The sequence below is a fragment of the Parabacteroides caeci genome (assembly GCF_023656795.1).
GTDB lineage: Bacteria > Bacteroidota > Bacteroidia > Bacteroidales > Tannerellaceae > Parabacteroides > Parabacteroides segnis.
On sequence record NZ_JAMOKT010000009.1, the window covers coordinates 34,225 to 51,469 of the forward strand.

General features: G+C 47.7%; 14 protein-coding genes. 13 read left to right on the forward strand and 1 reads right to left on the reverse strand.

The genetic code is table 11. From position 1 onward, the window contains the following. Positions 1–58: 58 nt before the first annotated feature. From NBH15_RS06440 to NBH15_RS06500, 13 genes are all read left to right on the forward strand, one after another. Positions 59–412 (forward strand): FtsL-like putative cell division protein, encoded by a 354-nt coding sequence (locus NBH15_RS06440; RefSeq protein ID WP_009859918.1) that lies wholly within the window; start codon positions 59–61, stop codon positions 410–412. A 2-nt stretch (positions 413–414) separates the two neighbouring features. Next, positions 415–2,583, forward strand: a complete 2,169-nt coding sequence (locus NBH15_RS06445) for a PASTA domain-containing penicillin-binding protein (protein ID WP_244050612.1) — start codon at positions 415–417, stop codon at positions 2,581–2,583. Positions 2,584–2,626: 43 nt separating this feature from the next. Further along, positions 2,627–4,099: a UDP-N-acetylmuramoyl-L-alanyl-D-glutamate--2,6-diaminopimelate ligase gene (locus tag NBH15_RS06450; RefSeq protein WP_244050613.1), complete on the forward strand. Its 1,473-nt coding sequence runs from the start codon at positions 2,627–2,629 to the stop codon at positions 4,097–4,099. A gap of 91 nt (positions 4,100–4,190) precedes the next feature. Then, positions 4,191–5,450 (forward strand): phospho-N-acetylmuramoyl-pentapeptide-transferase, encoded by a 1,260-nt coding sequence (gene mraY / locus NBH15_RS06455; protein ID WP_044215089.1) that lies wholly within the window; start codon positions 4,191–4,193, stop codon positions 5,448–5,450. 15 nt (positions 5,451–5,465) lie between these two features. Beyond that, complete coding sequence (gene murD / locus NBH15_RS06460; protein WP_244050614.1) at positions 5,466–6,800, forward strand: UDP-N-acetylmuramoyl-L-alanine--D-glutamate ligase; 1,335 nt, start codon at positions 5,466–5,468, stop codon at positions 6,798–6,800. A 124-nt stretch (positions 6,801–6,924) separates the two neighbouring features. Continuing rightward, entirely contained in the window at positions 6,925–8,229 is a 1,305-nt protein-coding gene (locus NBH15_RS06465; protein ID WP_046146136.1) for an FtsW/RodA/SpoVE family cell cycle protein, read from the forward strand. Further along, a complete protein-coding gene (gene murG / locus NBH15_RS06470) occupies positions 8,226–9,338 on the forward strand; it encodes an undecaprenyldiphospho-muramoylpentapeptide beta-N-acetylglucosaminyltransferase (RefSeq protein ID WP_250822233.1) in 1,113 nt (370 codons plus the stop codon). Before NBH15_RS06465 ends, murG begins: the two co-directional genes overlap by 4 nt. A gap of 91 nt (positions 9,339–9,429) precedes the next feature. Further along, a complete protein-coding gene (gene murC, locus NBH15_RS06475; RefSeq protein ID WP_244050616.1) occupies positions 9,430–10,815 on the forward strand; it encodes a UDP-N-acetylmuramate--L-alanine ligase in 1,386 nt (461 codons plus the stop codon). Further along, positions 10,812–11,540: a cell division protein FtsQ/DivIB gene (locus NBH15_RS06480; protein WP_186960626.1), complete on the forward strand. Its 729-nt coding sequence runs from the start codon at positions 10,812–10,814 to the stop codon at positions 11,538–11,540. Before murC ends, NBH15_RS06480 begins: the two co-directional genes overlap by 4 nt. Positions 11,541–11,545: 5 nt before the next feature. Beyond that, a complete protein-coding gene (gene ftsA / locus NBH15_RS06485) occupies positions 11,546–12,892 on the forward strand; it encodes a cell division protein FtsA (protein WP_244050617.1) in 1,347 nt (448 codons plus the stop codon). A 30-nt stretch (positions 12,893–12,922) separates the two neighbouring features. Continuing rightward, a complete protein-coding gene (gene ftsZ / locus NBH15_RS06490; RefSeq protein WP_244050618.1) occupies positions 12,923–14,290 on the forward strand; it encodes a cell division protein FtsZ in 1,368 nt (455 codons plus the stop codon). Between the two features lie 21 nt (positions 14,291–14,311). Next, the gene (locus tag NBH15_RS06495) at positions 14,312–14,764 is read left to right on the forward strand and encodes a GatB/YqeY domain-containing protein (protein ID WP_009859907.1); all 453 of its coding nucleotides are present in this window, start codon (positions 14,312–14,314) and stop codon (positions 14,762–14,764) included. 189 nt (positions 14,765–14,953) lie between these two features. Next, complete coding sequence (locus NBH15_RS06500; protein WP_244050620.1) at positions 14,954–16,375, forward strand: carbon starvation CstA family protein; 1,422 nt, start codon at positions 14,954–14,956, stop codon at positions 16,373–16,375. Positions 16,376–16,511: 136 nt separating this feature from the next. Here the strand turns inward: NBH15_RS06500 and rprY are convergent, their stop codons facing one another. Then, the gene (rprY, locus tag NBH15_RS06505) at positions 16,512–17,243 is read right to left on the reverse strand and encodes a response regulator transcription factor RprY (protein ID WP_244050621.1); all 732 of its coding nucleotides are present in this window, start codon (positions 17,241–17,243) and stop codon (positions 16,512–16,514) included. Between the last annotated feature and the right edge of the window lie 2 nt (positions 17,244–17,245).

Genomic DNA, 17,245 nt, shown 5'->3' on the forward strand with positions numbered 1-17,245 from the left:
CAGTTTTGTTTGCGACAAATATCTGTCAACTGTCACTTGTCAACTAAAAAAGGGAGTTATGGAGGAAAAACAACAACGTAAAAAGTCAAAGAAAAAAGAGAAACGTCTTTCTCTTTTGTATGTGCTGGGCGGTGGTATCCTGAACGAGGATTTTATCGTTAAACACACAAGAATGATTGTGCTTGTTGTGATAATGATATTTTTCTTCATCGGCAACCGCTACACCTGCATGCAGAAACTAAGGGAGATCGACCGCCTGCAACAACGTTTGCGCGACATTCGTTTTGAGGCATTGTCTATTTCATCGGAACTGACGGGCAACAGCCGCCAGTCGCAAGTAGAATTATTGATTGAAGAACAAGGTATTGAACTGGAAGGAGCCAAAACTCCGCCGTATGAATTATACAAATAAATATGGCAGAAGAGAATGAACCAATAGAAATCGCCCCGAAAAGTAACCGTATATTATTCTGTTACTTTCTTGTCGTGCTATTATTGGGGCTTATAGCAGTGGGCATATTGCTTCGCACGTTTGATACAGCTTTTGTGGAGAAGGAGAAATGGGAGAAGGTGGCCGAAAGCCAGAAACGCCCGAACCGTCTGATATTACCCGGACGTGGAAACATCTATTCTTCTGATGGAAAGTTGATGGCTACAAGTGTGCCTCGTTATTATACCTATATTGACTTCCGTGCCGACGGATTTTCTGTCGATACGTTCCGGAATTCGAAGGTGAACGGGGTGGATTCGCTTTCCGTTTATCTGTCACGTAAATTTAAGAACCGTACGCCGGCCGGTTATAAGGCGCATCTACTTCGCGGACTGAATAGCAAAAGCCGTCAGTATCCCGTTTATGAGGGGCGTGCTTCTTATATCGACCTGAAAGAGATGAAGAAATTCCCGTTTCTCCGTTTGAGTCGTTATAAGAGCGGATTCTATACAAAAGAAATGGTGCAGCGCCAGAAACCCTTTGGGACACTGGCATCCCGTACTATCGGAGATATTTACGGTGAGATTGAAGCCGGAGGGGTGACCAAGGGAAAGAACGGGTTGGAGTTGCAGTACGACTCTTTGCTTCGGGGAGAACCCGGAGTGAGTTCGGTTCGTCGTGTTGGTGGCGGATGGACGAATGTTGTTGAGATAGAACCGGTCGATGGTATGGATATTCGTACTACGATCGATATCAATATCCAGGATATAACCGAGAAGTCATTGGTCGATATGTTGAAGAAGATCGACGCAGAATCCGGAACAGCCGTTGTCATGGAAGTGGCGACAGGAGAGGTGAAAGCGATCACCAATATGGGCCGTATCCGTGAAGGTGCTTATGCCGAAACCAAGAACCATGCAGTAGCGGATGAGATAGAGCCGGGTTCGACCTTCAAAGTCGCCTCTATGATGGTAGCATTGGAAGACGGAATCTGCCAGCCAAGCGATACGGTAGATGTGGGTAAAGGTATTTATATGTATAAAGGTGCCCGTATGACCGACCATAATATGAATAAAGGCGGTTACGGTCGTATCTCGGCGGAGCAGGCTATCTGGTATTCTTCGAATATCGGTGTGGCGAAGATTATTCTGAAAGGATACGAAAAGAACCCGACTAAATATGTGGAAGGATTGTATAAGCTGGGGCTGACTATTCCGCTGAACCTGGAAATCCCGGGAGCCGGACGTGCCAAGATACGTATGCCGAACGATACCACCTTGTACTGGTCGAAGACAACATTGCCCTGGATGTCTTTCGGTTATGAAACGCAGATACCGCCTATCTATACGCTGACATTCTTCAATGCCATTGCAAACGGCGGAAAGATGGTGCGCCCGATGTTCACCAAAGAGATCATGCACAACGGAAAGACGGTGCAGAGTTTCTCGACAGAGGTGTTGAAATCTTCCATCTGCTCGGATAACACACTGGCGATTATCAAAGATATGTTGCTGGGCGTAGTAGAGAAAGGAACCGGTAAAGCCGTTCATTCGGATATCATCCGTATAGCCGGAAAGACAGGTACGGCGCAGATTGCTTCGGGCGGTGTTTACCGTACAAGCGGGCACCAGGTTGCTTTTTGCGGATATTTCCCGGCCGATGAGCCGAAATATTCCTGCATTGTCGTTATCCGTCGTCCGCGTATCGGTTATCCGTCCGGTGGAACGATGTCCGGGGGCGTGGTAAAAGCCATTGCGGAGAAAGTATATGCCAGCCATATGTCGTTTGATGTGCGTGATATGGAACGTGATTCATTGGCTGTGATATTGCCGGCTGCAAAGAACGGGAATCTGGAGGCACTGGAAAATGTATTGGATAAACTCGATGTCAATGTAAATACAGACAGTCTGGAGACGAAGTGGGTTGTCGCAAAGCGTGAAGAAGGCGAAGAAGAACTTCATCTGCGTGATCTGACAATCCGTGAGGGCCTGGTGCCGAATGTGATCGGAATGGGCGCTAGAGATGCGGTTTTCCTGCTCGAAAGTGCCGGGTTGAGGGTTGTATTGGATGGAATGGGACGTGTTTCCTCCCAGTCGATGGGAGCAGGTACACGGATAGCCAAAGGACAAACAATACGATTAACATTAAAATAATAGAAAGGAGAGGTTTCCGGACCTCTCCGTAAACAGATAGAATATGGAACTGAAGAAATTGATTCATACGTTGGATGTACTGGAAGTCGTTGGAACAGATGATGTAAAAATCGCAGGTATCCAGTCTGATTCCCGTAAGGTGGAAGACGGCTTTTTGTTCGTGGCGGTAAGAGGCACGGCAGTCGACGGTCACGCTTATATCGACGGGGCCATTGCCAAAGGTGCCGTAGCGGTAGTCTGCGAGGAAATTCCATCCCTTTCGGAAGAAAATGGAAATCCTTCCGGGAGAAATGTCATTTTCATCCGGGTGAAGGATTCGGCAGATGCATTGGGTAAGTTGGTTTCGACCTGGTATGACAATCCTTCGGATAAATTGACGCTGGTGGGCGTTACCGGAACGAACGGTAAGACGACTATCGCTACCTTATTATATGAAATGTTCCGTAAGATGGGACATAAGGTTGGCCTGCTTTCAACTGTATGCAATTACATTGATGGCGAAGCGATTCCGACTGATCATACGACACCTGACCCGATCACCCTTCATAGCCTGATGGCACGGATGGTGGAAGCCGGATGCGAATATGCTTTTATGGAAGTCAGTTCCCATTCGATCGACCAGAAGCGTATCAGTGGTCTCTCGTTCGACGGTGGTATTTTTACCAACCTGACACGCGACCATCTGGATTATCATAAAACAGTAGAGAATTATCTGAAAGCCAAGAAGAAATTCTTCGATGACCTGCCTGCCAACGCTTTCGCTTTGACGAATGCCGACGATAAATCAGGCTTGGTAATGCTTCAGAATACGGCAGCAAAGAAGCTGACTTATTCGTTGCGTACGTTGGCAGACTTCAAAGGAAAGATTCTTGAATCGCACTTTGAAGGAACTGAGATGATTATTAACGGCCGTGAGGTGGTTGTTCATTTCGTAGGCCGATTCAATGCCTACAACCTGCTGGCTGTTTACGGGACTGCCGTTTCTTTGGGCAAAGATCCGGAAGAGACGCTGATTGTGTTAAGCACGCTTCATTCGGTTTCTGGTCGTTTTGAAACGATACAGTCTCCGAAGGGTTATACGGCAATTGTCGACTATGCCCATACACCGGATGCCTTGACGAATGTGTTGAACGGTATCGATGAGGTGCTGAATGGCAGAGGCCGCATCATCACCGTAGTGGGTGCCGGAGGAAACCGTGACAAAGGCAAACGCCCGTTGATGGCAAAGGAAGCCGCCAAGCTGAGCGACCAGGTCATCCTGACTTCCGATAACCCCCGTTTTGAGGAACCGGACGATATCATCAACGATATGGTGGCCGGACTAAGCAAGGCGGATATGGAACGTACGCTCTGTATCACCGACCGTATGCAAGCCATCAAAACGGCAGCCATGCTGGCGAAGAAAGGCGATGTGATCCTTGTTGCCGGCAAGGGACACGAAGATTATCAGGAAGTAAAAGGTGTGAAACATCATTTTGACGACCGCGAAGTAATAAGAAATATATTTAATAGTTGACAGTTGACAGATGATAGTTGACAGTTAAATGTTCATCACAAATAACTGTCAACTGTCACTTGTCAACTGTCAACTGAAAACGAAGTTTTTTATGTTGTATTATCTTTTTAATTATCTGGATCAGCTGGATCTCCCTGGGGCGGGGATGTTTAAGTATGTATCATTCCGTTCCGGACTGGCGTTGATCCTCTCTTTGTTCATCTCGACAGCGATCGGCCGCCGGATCATCGATCGTTTGCAGTTATTGCAGATCGGTGAAACTGTGCGTAACCTCGGACTGGAAGGGCAGATGAGTAAGAAAGGTACGCCGACAATGGGAGGTATCATTATTATCATTGCCATTTTGATCCCGACATTGCTTTGCGCCAAGCTGAACAATATTTACGTAATCCTGATGATGGTGACAACCGTCTGGCTGGGTGCTCTCGGTTTTGCTGACGATTATATCAAAGTCTTCCGCAAGAATAAGGAAGGGATGCACGGCAAGTTCAAGATTGTCGGACAGATCGGTCTGGGGTTGATTGTCGGACTGGTGTTGTTTATGAGTCCGGATGTCGTAATTAAAGAAAATATGGAGGTGCGTCATGATAATGTGATTGAAGAAGTACATTATCATACGGTGGAAACCAAGTCGACCAAGACAACGATCCCGTTCCTGAAGAACAATAACTTTGATTATGCCCAACTGGTCAGCTGGGCGGGCGATTATAAGGAAGAAGCAGCGTGGCTGGTATTCGTGCTGATGACTATCTTTGTGGTGACAGCCGTTTCAAACGGGGCGAACCTGACCGACGGGTTGGACGGACTGGCTGCCGGAAGTTCAGCGATTATTGGGGTTGCTCTGGGGATATTGGCTTATATGTCGTCTCACTTCGAGTTTGCTTCCTTCTTGAATATCATGTTTATTCCGGGGGCGGAAGAACTGGTGGTCTTTGCTGCTGCCTTTATCGGGGCGACAGTCGGTTTCCTGTGGTATAATTCATATCCGGCACAGGTATTTATGGGCGACACGGGTAGTTTGACGCTGGGAGGTATTATAGCAGTGTTTGCCATAATTATCCGTAAAGAGTTGCTTATCCCGATTCTTTGTGGTATTTTTCTTGCTGAAAGTATTTCGGTGATGGCACAGGTTGCTTATTTTAAATATACAAAGAAGAAGTATGGCGAAGGTCGTCGCATATTTAAAATGACGCCATTACATCATCATTTCCAGAAAGCAGGGAATGCAGGCATACAGGCGTTGATACAAAAACCGTTCAATGTAGTGCCCGAATCGAAGATCGTGGTGCGCTTCTGGTTGATCGGTATTATTCTGGCGGTTATTACGATCGTCACATTGAAGATGAGATAATAAATATATATAAACGTGGAAAGAATTGTTGTATTAGGGGGAGGAGAAAGCGGTGCAGGTGCTGCCGTGTTGGCGAAAGCGAAAGGATTTGACGTGTTCGTTTCCGACTTTTCGTCTATCAAACCCAAGTATAAGGAGATGCTGGACACCCACGGAATCCGTTGGGAAGAGGGACAGCATACCGAAGCCGACATTCTGAATGCCGACGAGATCATCAAGAGCCCGGGAATACCCGACAAGGCTCCGATCATCCAAAAGCTGAAAGCGCAGGGGACGCATATTATCTCCGAGATCGAATTTGCCGGACGATACACCGACTCGAAAATGGTCTGTATCACCGGTAGCAATGGGAAAACAACGACTACCATGCTGACCTACCACATCCTGAAAGAAGCCGGACTGGACGTCGGGTTGGCAGGAAACGTCGGTAACAGCCTGGCCTTACAGGTCGCAGAAGAACCGCATGCGGTCTATGTCATCGAACTGAGCAGTTTCCAGTTGGATAACATGTACGACTTCAAAGCGGATATAGCTATCTTGCTGAATATAACGCCCGATCATCTGGACCGTTATAATTACGAGATGCAGAATTATGTGGACGCCAAGTTCCGCATCATTCAGAACCAGACGTCTGAAGATGCATTTATTTTCTGGAACGACGACCCGATCATTGCCCGCGAGATTGCCAAGCGCCATCCTGCGGCTACTCTTTACCCATTCGCCGAAACACATGAAGACGGCGTGAAGGGATATACGGATAATAAGCAAATAGTAATTGAAACCTCAAACGGAACATTTACAATGGATCAGGACTTATTAGCATTAACGGGTACACATAACCTGTACAATTCGTTGGCTTCGGGTATCGCCTCCAAGGTGGTCGATATCCACAATGAGAATATACGGGCTTCACTGAGTGACTTTACCGGGGTGGAACACCGCCTGGAAAAGGTTGCCCGTGTACGCGGAGTAGATTATATCAACGATTCGAAAGCAACAAACGTAAACTCTTGCTGGTATGCCTTGCAAAGTATGACTACCAAGCTGGTACTGATACTGGGCGGGACAGACAAGGGGAACGACTACTCCGAGATTGAAGAACTTGTGAAACAGAAAGTACGTGCCTTGATCTTCCTGGGGGTCGACAATGCCAAGCTACATGCCTTTTTCGATGGGAAAGTAGCGCAGATAGAAGATGCCCGCTCGATGGAAGAAGCGGTAAACAAAGCGTATAAAATGGCAGAAAAGGGAGATACGGTCTTGTTATCCCCGTGTTGCGCCAGCTTCGACCTCTTCAAGAGTTACGAAGACCGCGGCGACCAGTTCAAGGCCTGCGTGCGCAGTCTTTAATTTCCGATGGGTGGAACAACACTCTTCTGATGGTCGGAACAGTGCTCTTCCGGTCATCGGAAATATAAATATCGGGAATCCGGAGATTGCCGTAGTTTTAATTTGAATAAAAGACAAGTATAGAATGGATCTGGCAAGTAAATTATTTAAGGGCGACCGGGTGATATGGATCATCTTCATGTTCCTGTGCCTGATTTCGGTTGTTGAGGTGTTCAGTGCCACGAGTACGATTGCCTACAAGAACGCAAATCATTGGGCGCCGATCGTTCGTCATGCCACTTTCCTGCTGGGCGGGTTTGTGTTGGTTTTGCTGTTGCACAATGTCCCGTGCCGGTTCTTTCCGGCGTTTATATTGTTGCTGCCCGTCTCGGTGCTGATGTTGCTTGTCACGCCCTTTGTCGGGATCAATGCTAACGATGCACACCGCTGGCTGGAGATATTCGGCATACAGTTCCAGCCTTCGGAGTTTGCCAAGCTGGCCTCCATTGTGTTTATCGCCTTCCTGCTCAGTAAGCGGAGCCGGTTTACCGACGACCAGATATTCAAATACATACTGATCGGGGTGGGGGTGACCTGTGTGTTGATTCTTCCGGAAAACTTCTCGACGGCGTTTATGCTGTTCGGTGTCTGTTTCCTGATGATGTTCATCGGCCAGTTGCCATTGATGAAGTTGGGGAAGCTGGCGGGTGTCCTGATATTGGCACTTATCCTCTTCGTTGTCTTGCTGCGGTTTACGCCGGCTGGGGTGACCCAATATTTGCCGGACCGTTTCAGCACCTGGCAGGGACGTTTGGAGCGTTTCTTTGACGGGCATGAATCGGATACCGACGAGAACGGAGTATATAAGATTACCGACGATAATTACCAGGTCTCTCATGCAAAGATCGCGATTGCACGCGGAGGGGTGTTCGGACAGTTGCCCGGTCATGGTCAGCAGAGGGATTTTCTTCCTCAGGCCTATTCCGACTTTATTTATGCGATCATTATTGAAGAATTGGGTGTGGTAGGCGGTGTATTCGTGCTGATGCTTTATATCATGTTATTGGTGCGAGTCGGGATGATTGCGCGAAAGTGCGAGAAAGCCTTTCCCAAATACCTGGTGCTCGGGTGCGGCCTGTTGGTCGTCGTGCAGGCGCTTGCCAATATGGCGGTGGCCGTCAACCTGATACCGGTAACCGGCCAGCCGATGCCGTTGGTCAGCCGCGGTGGTACTTCGACGGTGATATCCTGTATTTATTTCGGGATCATCCTGAGTGTAAGCCGTTTCGGAGCCAATATGGGTAATGAGGAAGATGAACTTCCGGAAGAAGATGAAACCGAAGGCGCCGGTGCTGCCCCAGCCATCACGGAGGAAGAAATCTCCAACTGGGTGCCCGACACACAGCCTGAGACAGAAGAAGTAGTAACAGAGACAAAATCAAGAGAATGAAGGAACAGTACCGTATAATAATAAGTGGTGGCGGAACCGGAGGACATATCTTTCCGGCTATCTCTATTGCCAATACTTTCAGGAAACGTTTTCCTGATGCGGAAATCTTATTTGTAGGTGCGGAAGACCGGATGGAAATGGAAAAGGTTCCGGCCGCCGGCTATGAAATAGTAGGTTTGCCGGTGAGCGGTTTCGACCGTGCCCACCTGCTCAATAATATAAAAGTGCTCAACCGTCTGCGTAAAAGCCTCGGACTGGCGAAGAAGACGATCCGCGAGTTTCGTCCGGACATTGCAGTGGGAGTGGGCGGCTATGCCAGCGGCCCGACATTGTGGATGGCGGCTTCGCTGGGCATTCCGACCCTGATACAGGAGCAAAACTCTTATGCCGGAGTAACCAATAAGTTGCTGGCAAAGAAGACCTCGAAGATATGTGTCGCCTACGACGGTATGGAGAAGTTCTTTCCAGCCGACAAGATTGTGATTACCGGAAACCCTGTCCGCAAGGACCTGGAAGAAGCGACCGACAGGAAAGAGGAAGCGCTGGCTTTCTTTGGTCTTTCTCCGGAAAAGAAAACGATATTGGTAGTCGGCGGTAGCTTGGGAGCCCGCACGATCAATCGCAGCATACAAGGTGACCTGGATAAATTGTTCGCTTCCGACGTGCAGGTGATTTGGCAGACGGGGCGTTATTATTACAGCGAAGCCACCAAGCATTTGAAAGCCTATCGCGGCATGCCCATCTGGTGCTCCGACTTTATCACCCGTATGGATTATGCCTATTCGGCTGCCGACCTGATCATCTCCCGTGCCGGAGCAAGTTCTATTTCTGAACTTTGCTTGTTGAAGAAACCTGTCATCCTGGTTCCTTCCCCCAACGTGGCGGAAGATCATCAGACGAAGAATGCCATGGCTTTGGTAAACAAAGATGCAGCGATCATGGTTTCAGATAAAGATGCTGAACAGCAACTGGTAACCAGGGCGCTTGAAGTGGTACACGACGATGGGCAACTGGCTTTGTTGAGTCGTGATATAGAGCAACTGGCCCAGCATCAGAGTGCCGACCGTATTGTTGACGAGATAGTAAAGATTATAGATAAAAATAGATGAACATTTATAGCGACGGGAGTACCCTTTCCCCTCTTGAGAGGGGGCAGGGGGGGTGTTAAAGCCAGTCACTATACATAATATATAAGGTAATATGAATATAAATACGATAACGGCCGTTTATTTTGTCGGAGCCGGAGGAATCGGGATGAGTGCCCTGATCCGTTACTTCCTTTCAAAAGGAAAACAAGTAGCCGGATATGATAAGACTCCGTCCGACCTGACCGCACAGTTGAACCGTGAAGGTGCCGTTATTCATTACGAAGATAATATCTCCTTGATACCGGATGCTTTTAAGGACCCGGCTAAGACTTTGGTTGTCTATACGCCCGCCGTTCCCGAGACGCATACGGAGCTGGCCTGGTTTCGTCAGAACGGTTTCGAGATCATGAAACGCGCCCGTGTCTTAGGCGAAATCACCAATTGTTCGCGTGGACTTTGCATTGCCGGAACACATGGTAAGACAACGACCTCTTCCATGCTTGCCCACCTGCTGAAACAATCACATGTCGGTTGTAATGCTTTCCTGGGAGGTATCCTGAAGAACTATGACAGTAACCTGATGTTGTCCGATAAAAGTGACCTGACCGTGATCGAGGCAGACGAGTTCGACCGCTCTTTTCACTGGCTGACACCCTATATGGCTGTCATCACTGCCGCCGACCCGGACCATCTGGATATCTACGGCACGGCAGAAGCCTATCGTGAAAGTTTCGAACATTTCACCTCGCTGATCCGTCCCGACGGTTGCCTGCTCATGAAGAAAGGTATCAACGTGACGCCCCGGCTGAAAGAGGGTGTGAAACTCTATACTTATACCGGAGCAGAAGAAGCTGATTTTTATGCTGAAAACATCCGTATCGGAAACGGTGAGATCCACTTCGACTTCGTTGGCCCGGATATCCGTATTGCCGACATTCAGCTGGGTGTTCCTGTTAAAGTAAATATAGAGAATGGGGTTGCCGCTATTGCCCTTGCCTGGCTGAACGGCGTGACTCCGGAAGAAATAAGAAAAGGCATGGCTTCCTTTGCTGGTCCGAAACGCCGTTTCGACTTCCATCTGAAGAAAGATGCTATCGTCCTGATCGACGATTATGCCCATCATCCGGCTGAACTGGCTGCCAGTATCCAATCTGTGAAGGAACTTTATGCCGGGCGCAAGGTAACGGGTATCTTCCAGCCACATCTGTATACCCGGACACGCGACTTTGCTCCCGACTTTGCCGCCAGCCTGTCGTTGTTGGACGAACTGATCCTGCTGGATATTTATCCTGCACGTGAAGAGCCTATTCTGGGGGTGACTTCGGAAATCATATTCGATGCTGTCACCATCTCAGCCAAGAAGTTGATTCGTAAAAGCGAACTGCTCGACCTGGTGGAGAAGGAGGCAAATACGTTTGAGGTTGTATTGATGGTTGGAGCCGGCGACATAGACCGGCTGATCGAACCTGTTAAACAAATATTGGATAAGAAATTGTGATTCGTATAGTTTCCATAGTAGTCGCTACACTGTTGTTTTGTTACATCGTGTTTGTATCCTTCTTCTTCCGTGAAATGAGGCAGGATAAGGTATGCCAGGACCTTCAGGTTGTGGTGAAAGACAGTCTCGACAAACATTTTGTAAGCGAAAGCGATCTGGTGACGATCCTTAAAAAGGCTGATCTGAACCCGATCAAGAAGCCTATGGATGCAATCAACACCGACAGGATAGAAACCGAACTCAAAAAAAACGAAATGATTGCCCGTATCGAAGCCTATAAGACACCTTCGGGGATCGTAAAGCTTGAAGTTGAGCAAAAAATACCTATCTTGCGTGTGATTAGCTCCCGGGGAAACTTTTACGTGGATAACCTCGGCACTACGATGCCGGTCAGTTTCCGTTACGTCGCCGATGTCCCTTTGGTAAGTGGATATGTCGAAAAAGAGCTGGCGGTAACCGACTTATACAAATTTGCATTATTTTTGCAGGAGAATGAGTTCTGGAATAATCAGATAGAACAGATTTATGTTCATCCTGACAACGAAGTGGAACTGATTCCCCGGGTGGGGAACCACCGTATTGTACTGGGTACTTTCGACGATTTCCAGGAAAAGCTGGATAATCTCCGGCTCTTCTATGACAAGGTCATACCGAAAGTCGGTTGGGAGAAATACAGTATAATAAATTTAAAATACAAAGATCAGATTGTTTGTACTAAAAGATAGATGATATGGCATACACAGACTTTATAGCAGCCATCGACCTTGGCTCTTCTCACATGGTCGGTATGGTAGGAACGAAGAGCCCGACGGGGGCCCTCTCGATTATTGCCTACGAAGTTGAGAACTCCGCTACCTGTATACGAAGAGGATGTGTATATAATGTGGAAGAAACAGCAAATAAGATTAAACGACTCATCCTGAAGCTGGAAAATAAACTTGGCGGTGCCCGCATCGGAAAGGTTTATGTCGGCATCGGCGGGCAGTCGTTGCGCTCTATCGACCATACCGTTCCCCGGATATTGGGTACCGACGGGGTGGTGACGGAAGAGGTCATCAGCGGCCTGTATGAGGAATGCTGCAATTATCATCCGGATATGCTGGATGTGCTGGCTGCCGTTTCTCCTACCTATTTTTTAGACGATAAACCTGAACCTAATCCGGTTGGCATTCCCTGTACCCGGATTGAAGCTCGCTATAAGCTGATTGTCGGACGGCCTTCGTTGAAACGTTATGTAATCAACAGTATTGCCGACCGTGCCAGAATAGAAATTGCCGACATTGTCGTTTCGCCGCTGGCTTTGGCCGATGTGGTGCTGACTGACAATGAAAAGGACCTGGGCTGTGCCCTGATCGGTTTCGGTGCCGGAGTGACTACGCTGACGGTCTATAAAGCCGGACAGCTGGTGAACCTCTCCGTCATTCCTTTCGGAGGCCATTTGATTACCCGCGATATCACCAGTCTCCATCTGGTTGAAGCCGAAGCAGAACGCGTAAAGCTGACCTATGGCAGTGCCTTGATGGAGAAAGACAACGACCTGAGCATTCAGGTAAGTTCTGCTGATGGCATGGGATTGCGCGAGATCAAACTCGCTGACCTCAATAATGTAATCGAGGCGCGTATGAAGGAGATTCTCGAAAATGTATATGCCCGCCTTGAAGCAACCGGCCTGATGAACTCGCTCGGTGCGGGGATCATCATCACCGGTGGCGGTGCCGCCCTGAAGAACTTGCCGGAGGTGATTCGCGAACGTTTGAAGATGGACGTGCGTTATTCTGCCGTGCGTAAGGGTATCGTGGAAAGCGGGGAAATGATTGCCAACAATCCCGAATATGCCGTTGCTGTCGGTTTGCTGGCAAGAGGAACAATAAACTGTGCCCTTTATATACCGCCCAAGGTAGATCCTATACCGGAGAAGAAGATTGAGGAACCGATTGAAGATGGACCAAAGAAAGCTCCCGAGCCTCCTAAGAAGAAACCGGAAAAGAAGAAAGGCCCCGGATTGTTCGGACGCCTGACTAAGGGAATAGATACGTTTGGTAAAAGTCTCTTTGATGACGAAGACGATATAAAGTAACAACAGCGAATGTAATAAAACCGGAAGACAATGGACGACACAATATTAAGTTTCAATTATCCGACAGATACTCCTAAGATCATCAAAGTAATTGGTGTTGGAGGCGGTGGTGGTAACGCTGTTACCCACATGTACAAAGAAGGTATACATGATGTTACATTCGTTCTGTGTAACACCGACAACCAGGCGCTGAACCGCTCGGATGTGCCGGTCAAAGTACCGCTGGGGCGTAATATCACCCAGGGACTGGGAGCCGGAAACAAACCCGAACGTGCCATGATGGCTGCCGAGGAAAGTATGGAAGATATCCGCAAGATGCTGAGCGACGGTACCAAGATGGTCTTTATCACTGCCGGTATGGGTGGTGGTACGGGAACGGGAGCCGCTCCGGTAATCGCTCGTTTTGCCAAGGATATGGGAATACTGACGGTCGGTATCGTTACAATCCCCTTCGTCTTTGAAGGTGAACGCAAAATCATTCAGGCGTTGAACGGGGTGGAAGAGATCAGTAAGAACGTAGATGCTCTGCTGGTGATCAACAACGAACGTCTTCGTGAAATATATTCCGACCTGACCATGACGAATGCTTTCGGAAAAGCCGATGATACCTTGACGATTGCCGCTAAGAGCATTGCCGAGATCATCACTCTTCCGGGTATTATCAATCTCGACTTTGCCGATGTCAATACTACTATGAAAGACGGTGGCGTAGCTCTTATGAGTAACGGTTTCGGTGAAGGGGAAGGTCGTGTGCGTCAGGCAATAGAAGATGCTCTGAACTCTCCGCTGCTGAACAACAACGACGTGTTCAATGCTAAAAAGATATTGTTCAACGTATCGTTTGGCGAAGAGGCTGAGCTGCGTATGGAAGAAATGAATGACGTACACGATTTCATGTCACGCTTCGGACGCGACATCGAAGTGATTTGGGGTACGGCAATCGACAATACGTTGGGGACAAAGGTTAAAATGACTATCCTTGCCACCGGTTTCGGTATGGAAGACATTCCTCAGATCGCCGAAAAGCGTCAGATCGAGCAAGGCCGCATGACCGAAGAGGAGCTGCGTCTGGAAGAAGAACGCTTGAACAAGGAACGTGCCGAAAAAGACCTGATCGACAAATATTACGGAGCTTCCGGCCAGCGTATGCGCCGTGTGGCCGCCCGTGCAAAAGCGGTCGTGTTGAATCAGGATGAACTGGACGACGATGCCCTGATCGCCCTGATCGAAGATAATCCTACTTATAACCGTGACCCGAAAGTGATTGCCCGTGCCCGTTCCAAAGTGATGGGCGGCGAGATCCCGGTTTCATCTTCTGCGACAACGACTCCTTCGGCGCCGCGTAGCGAAGGGAAGAAACCCGATACGGGCGGTAAGCAGGTGATAAGTTTCCGATAATTCTTAAAAAAGAAATTAGATATGGATTTGTTTGAAAAAGTCAGTGAAGACATTAAAAACGCAATGAAGGCAAAAGACAAAGTTGCCCTCGAAACATTGAGAAATGTAAAGAAGTTTTTCCTGGAAGCTAAGACAGCTCCGGGAGCCAACGATACCCTGACGGATGCCGATGCGTTGAAGATTATTCAGAAGCTGGTAAAACAGGGCAAAGACTCAGCTGAAATTTATACTCAGCAAGGTCGCGCCGATCTGGCTGAAGCCGAACTGGCGCAGGTAAAAGTGCTTGAAACTTACCTTCCGAAGCAAATGACAGCCGAAGAACTGGAAGTTGAGGTGAAGGCCATTATTGCCCAGGTGGGTGCCGCAGGCCCGAAAGACATGGGTAAGGTTATGGGCGTAGCTTCTAAAGCCCTTGCCGGTAAAGCGGAAGGACGTGCTATCTCTGAAACGGTAAAACGTTTGCTGAATAGCTGATATAGAAAATGTGAGTTATCAGTTTATAGTGACGGGAGTAACTGATTCCCCTCTTGAGAGGGGAATCGATTACAAACAGTTTTTAAATCAACACTCATATCTTATACTAACTAAACCATCAGGATATCCCGTTTGTGTATCGATAAATATCCTTTTCTGAATAGACCAACATTCTAATAACTCTTTATAATGATAACCTTTATCTGCTGCCTGGCAACTCTTATTGCCGGCTATTTTATTTACGGTTCTTTTATAGAACGTATCTTCGGGGTGGACCCTTCCCGTACAACCCCAGCTTACACCCATCAGGACGGAGTCGATTATATTCCGATGTCTTCCTGGAAAGTTTTTATGATTCAGTTTCTGAACATTGCCGGCCTTGGTCCGATCTTCGGTGCTATTATGGGCGCAAAGTTCGGTACGGCTTCTTTCCTGTGGATTGTCTTGGGGACGATCTTTGCCGGAGCTGTCCATGACTACCTGGCGGGAATGCTTTCATTACGTCATAACGGGGAAAGCCTCCCGGAGATTATCGGGCGTTATCTTGGAAATAACTTCAAGCAATTCATGCGCGGCTTCACTGTGGTCCTGATGATATTGGTCGGTGCCGTTTTTGTAGCCGGTCCGGCCGGTTTGCTGGCGAAACTGACACCGGAGTATCTTGATGCTACATTCTGGATATTCGTGGTATTTATCTATTATATCCTGGCTACATTGTTACCGGTTGATAAAATCATCGGAAAAATTTACCCGTTGTTTGCCGCAGCTCTGCTGTTTATGGCAGTCGGCATTCTGGTGATGTTGTTTGTGAACCATCCGCCCCTGCCTGAGTTGACGGACGGGTTAGCCAATAAGCATCCGGAGAATCTACCTATTTTCCCGATAATGTTTGTAAGTATTGCTTGCGGAGCTATTTCCGGGTTCCATGCGACACAAAGTCCGTTGATGGCCCGTTGTATCAAGAGCGAAAAGATGGGACGTCCCGTCTTCTTTGGCGCGATGATTACGGAAGGTATTGTTGCCCTGATCTGGGCGGCTGCCGCAACTTATTTCTATCATAATAACGGAATGGGAGAAAGTAATGCTGCTGTAATTGTAGATAGTATCACTAAAGAATGGCTGGGTACGGTCGGAGGTATCCTGGCTGTCCTGGGAGTTATTGCCGCTCCGATCACTTCCGGTGATACGGCATTCCGTTCGGCTCGTTTGATTGTAGCCGACTTCCTGCATAAGGAACAGAAAAGCATGGTAAGCCGTCTGGTGATTTGTATACCTTTGTTTATTGTGGCGATCGGTATATTGCTCTATAGCCTGAAAGATAAGGACGGCTTCGATATGATCTGGCGTTATTTTGCCTGGACAAACCAGACGTTGGCCGTATTTACCCTTTGGGCACTGACAGTCTTCCTGACGCGTTCCAAAAAACTGTACATCGTCACCCTGATCCCGGCCCTGTTTATGACAGCCGTTTGTTCGACTTATATCTTTGTCGCCCCCGAAGGTCTGGGAATGGATGTTACTGTTTCACAAACTATCGGTTGTATTATCACCGCTATAACTCTGGTGGTATTCCTTTGGTGGAAAAATAAAAATAAAACAGTAGAGTATTAACTCAGACTGTTGCTTCCGGAGCAAGTATTCAATCAACATAAAAAAGGCATTGCCAACTTTTTCGAGCAGCAATGCCTTTCTTATTTTATCTTCCGAAGAGCTAGCTTTTGGCTAGTATTTCTCCGGGATATGTTCATTAAAGTATCTGGATACCTTCTTCGCGGGCCTGTTCTTCTCCTGAAGGAGTGATCAGTTTGTAACCCTTACCGTGGATGTTGATGATTTCGATTCCGGGATCATCTTTCAACAGTTTACGAAGTTTAGTGATATACACATCCATACTACGGGCGTTGAAGTAGTTATCGTCTACCCAAATAGTTTTCAGTGCATAATTACGTTCCAGAATTTCATTCGCATGAGCGCATAACAGGCTCAGCAGTTCGCATTCTTTAGTAGTCAGCTTAGTCACTTTGTCACCGATAGCCAGCGTTTGTTTCTGCGTATCGAATAAGAAATTACCCAGCTTGTAGAAAGGAATGTCTTTCATCTTCTTGCCTTTCACACGGCGAAGGATTGCTTCGATACGAAGCAAGAGTTCTTCCATGCTGAACGGTTTTGTCAGATAGTCGTCTGCACCGATCTTGAATCCTTCCAGAATGTCTTCCTTCATCGTCTTTGCTGTAAGGAAAATAATTGGAATATCAGGATTTATAGAACGGATCTCCTGTGCAAGAGTGAAACCGTCTTTTTTCGGCATCATCACGTCTAATACGCAAAGATCATATTTGCCTTTGGTGAAACCTTTGTAACCAGCTTCTCCGTCAGAGAAAAGATCTGTTACATAACCTTTTGCCTGTAAGTATTCTCTTAATAGCATACCCAGGTTTTCGTCGTCTTCACAAAAGAAGATTTTCAGTTTTTCTTCCATAA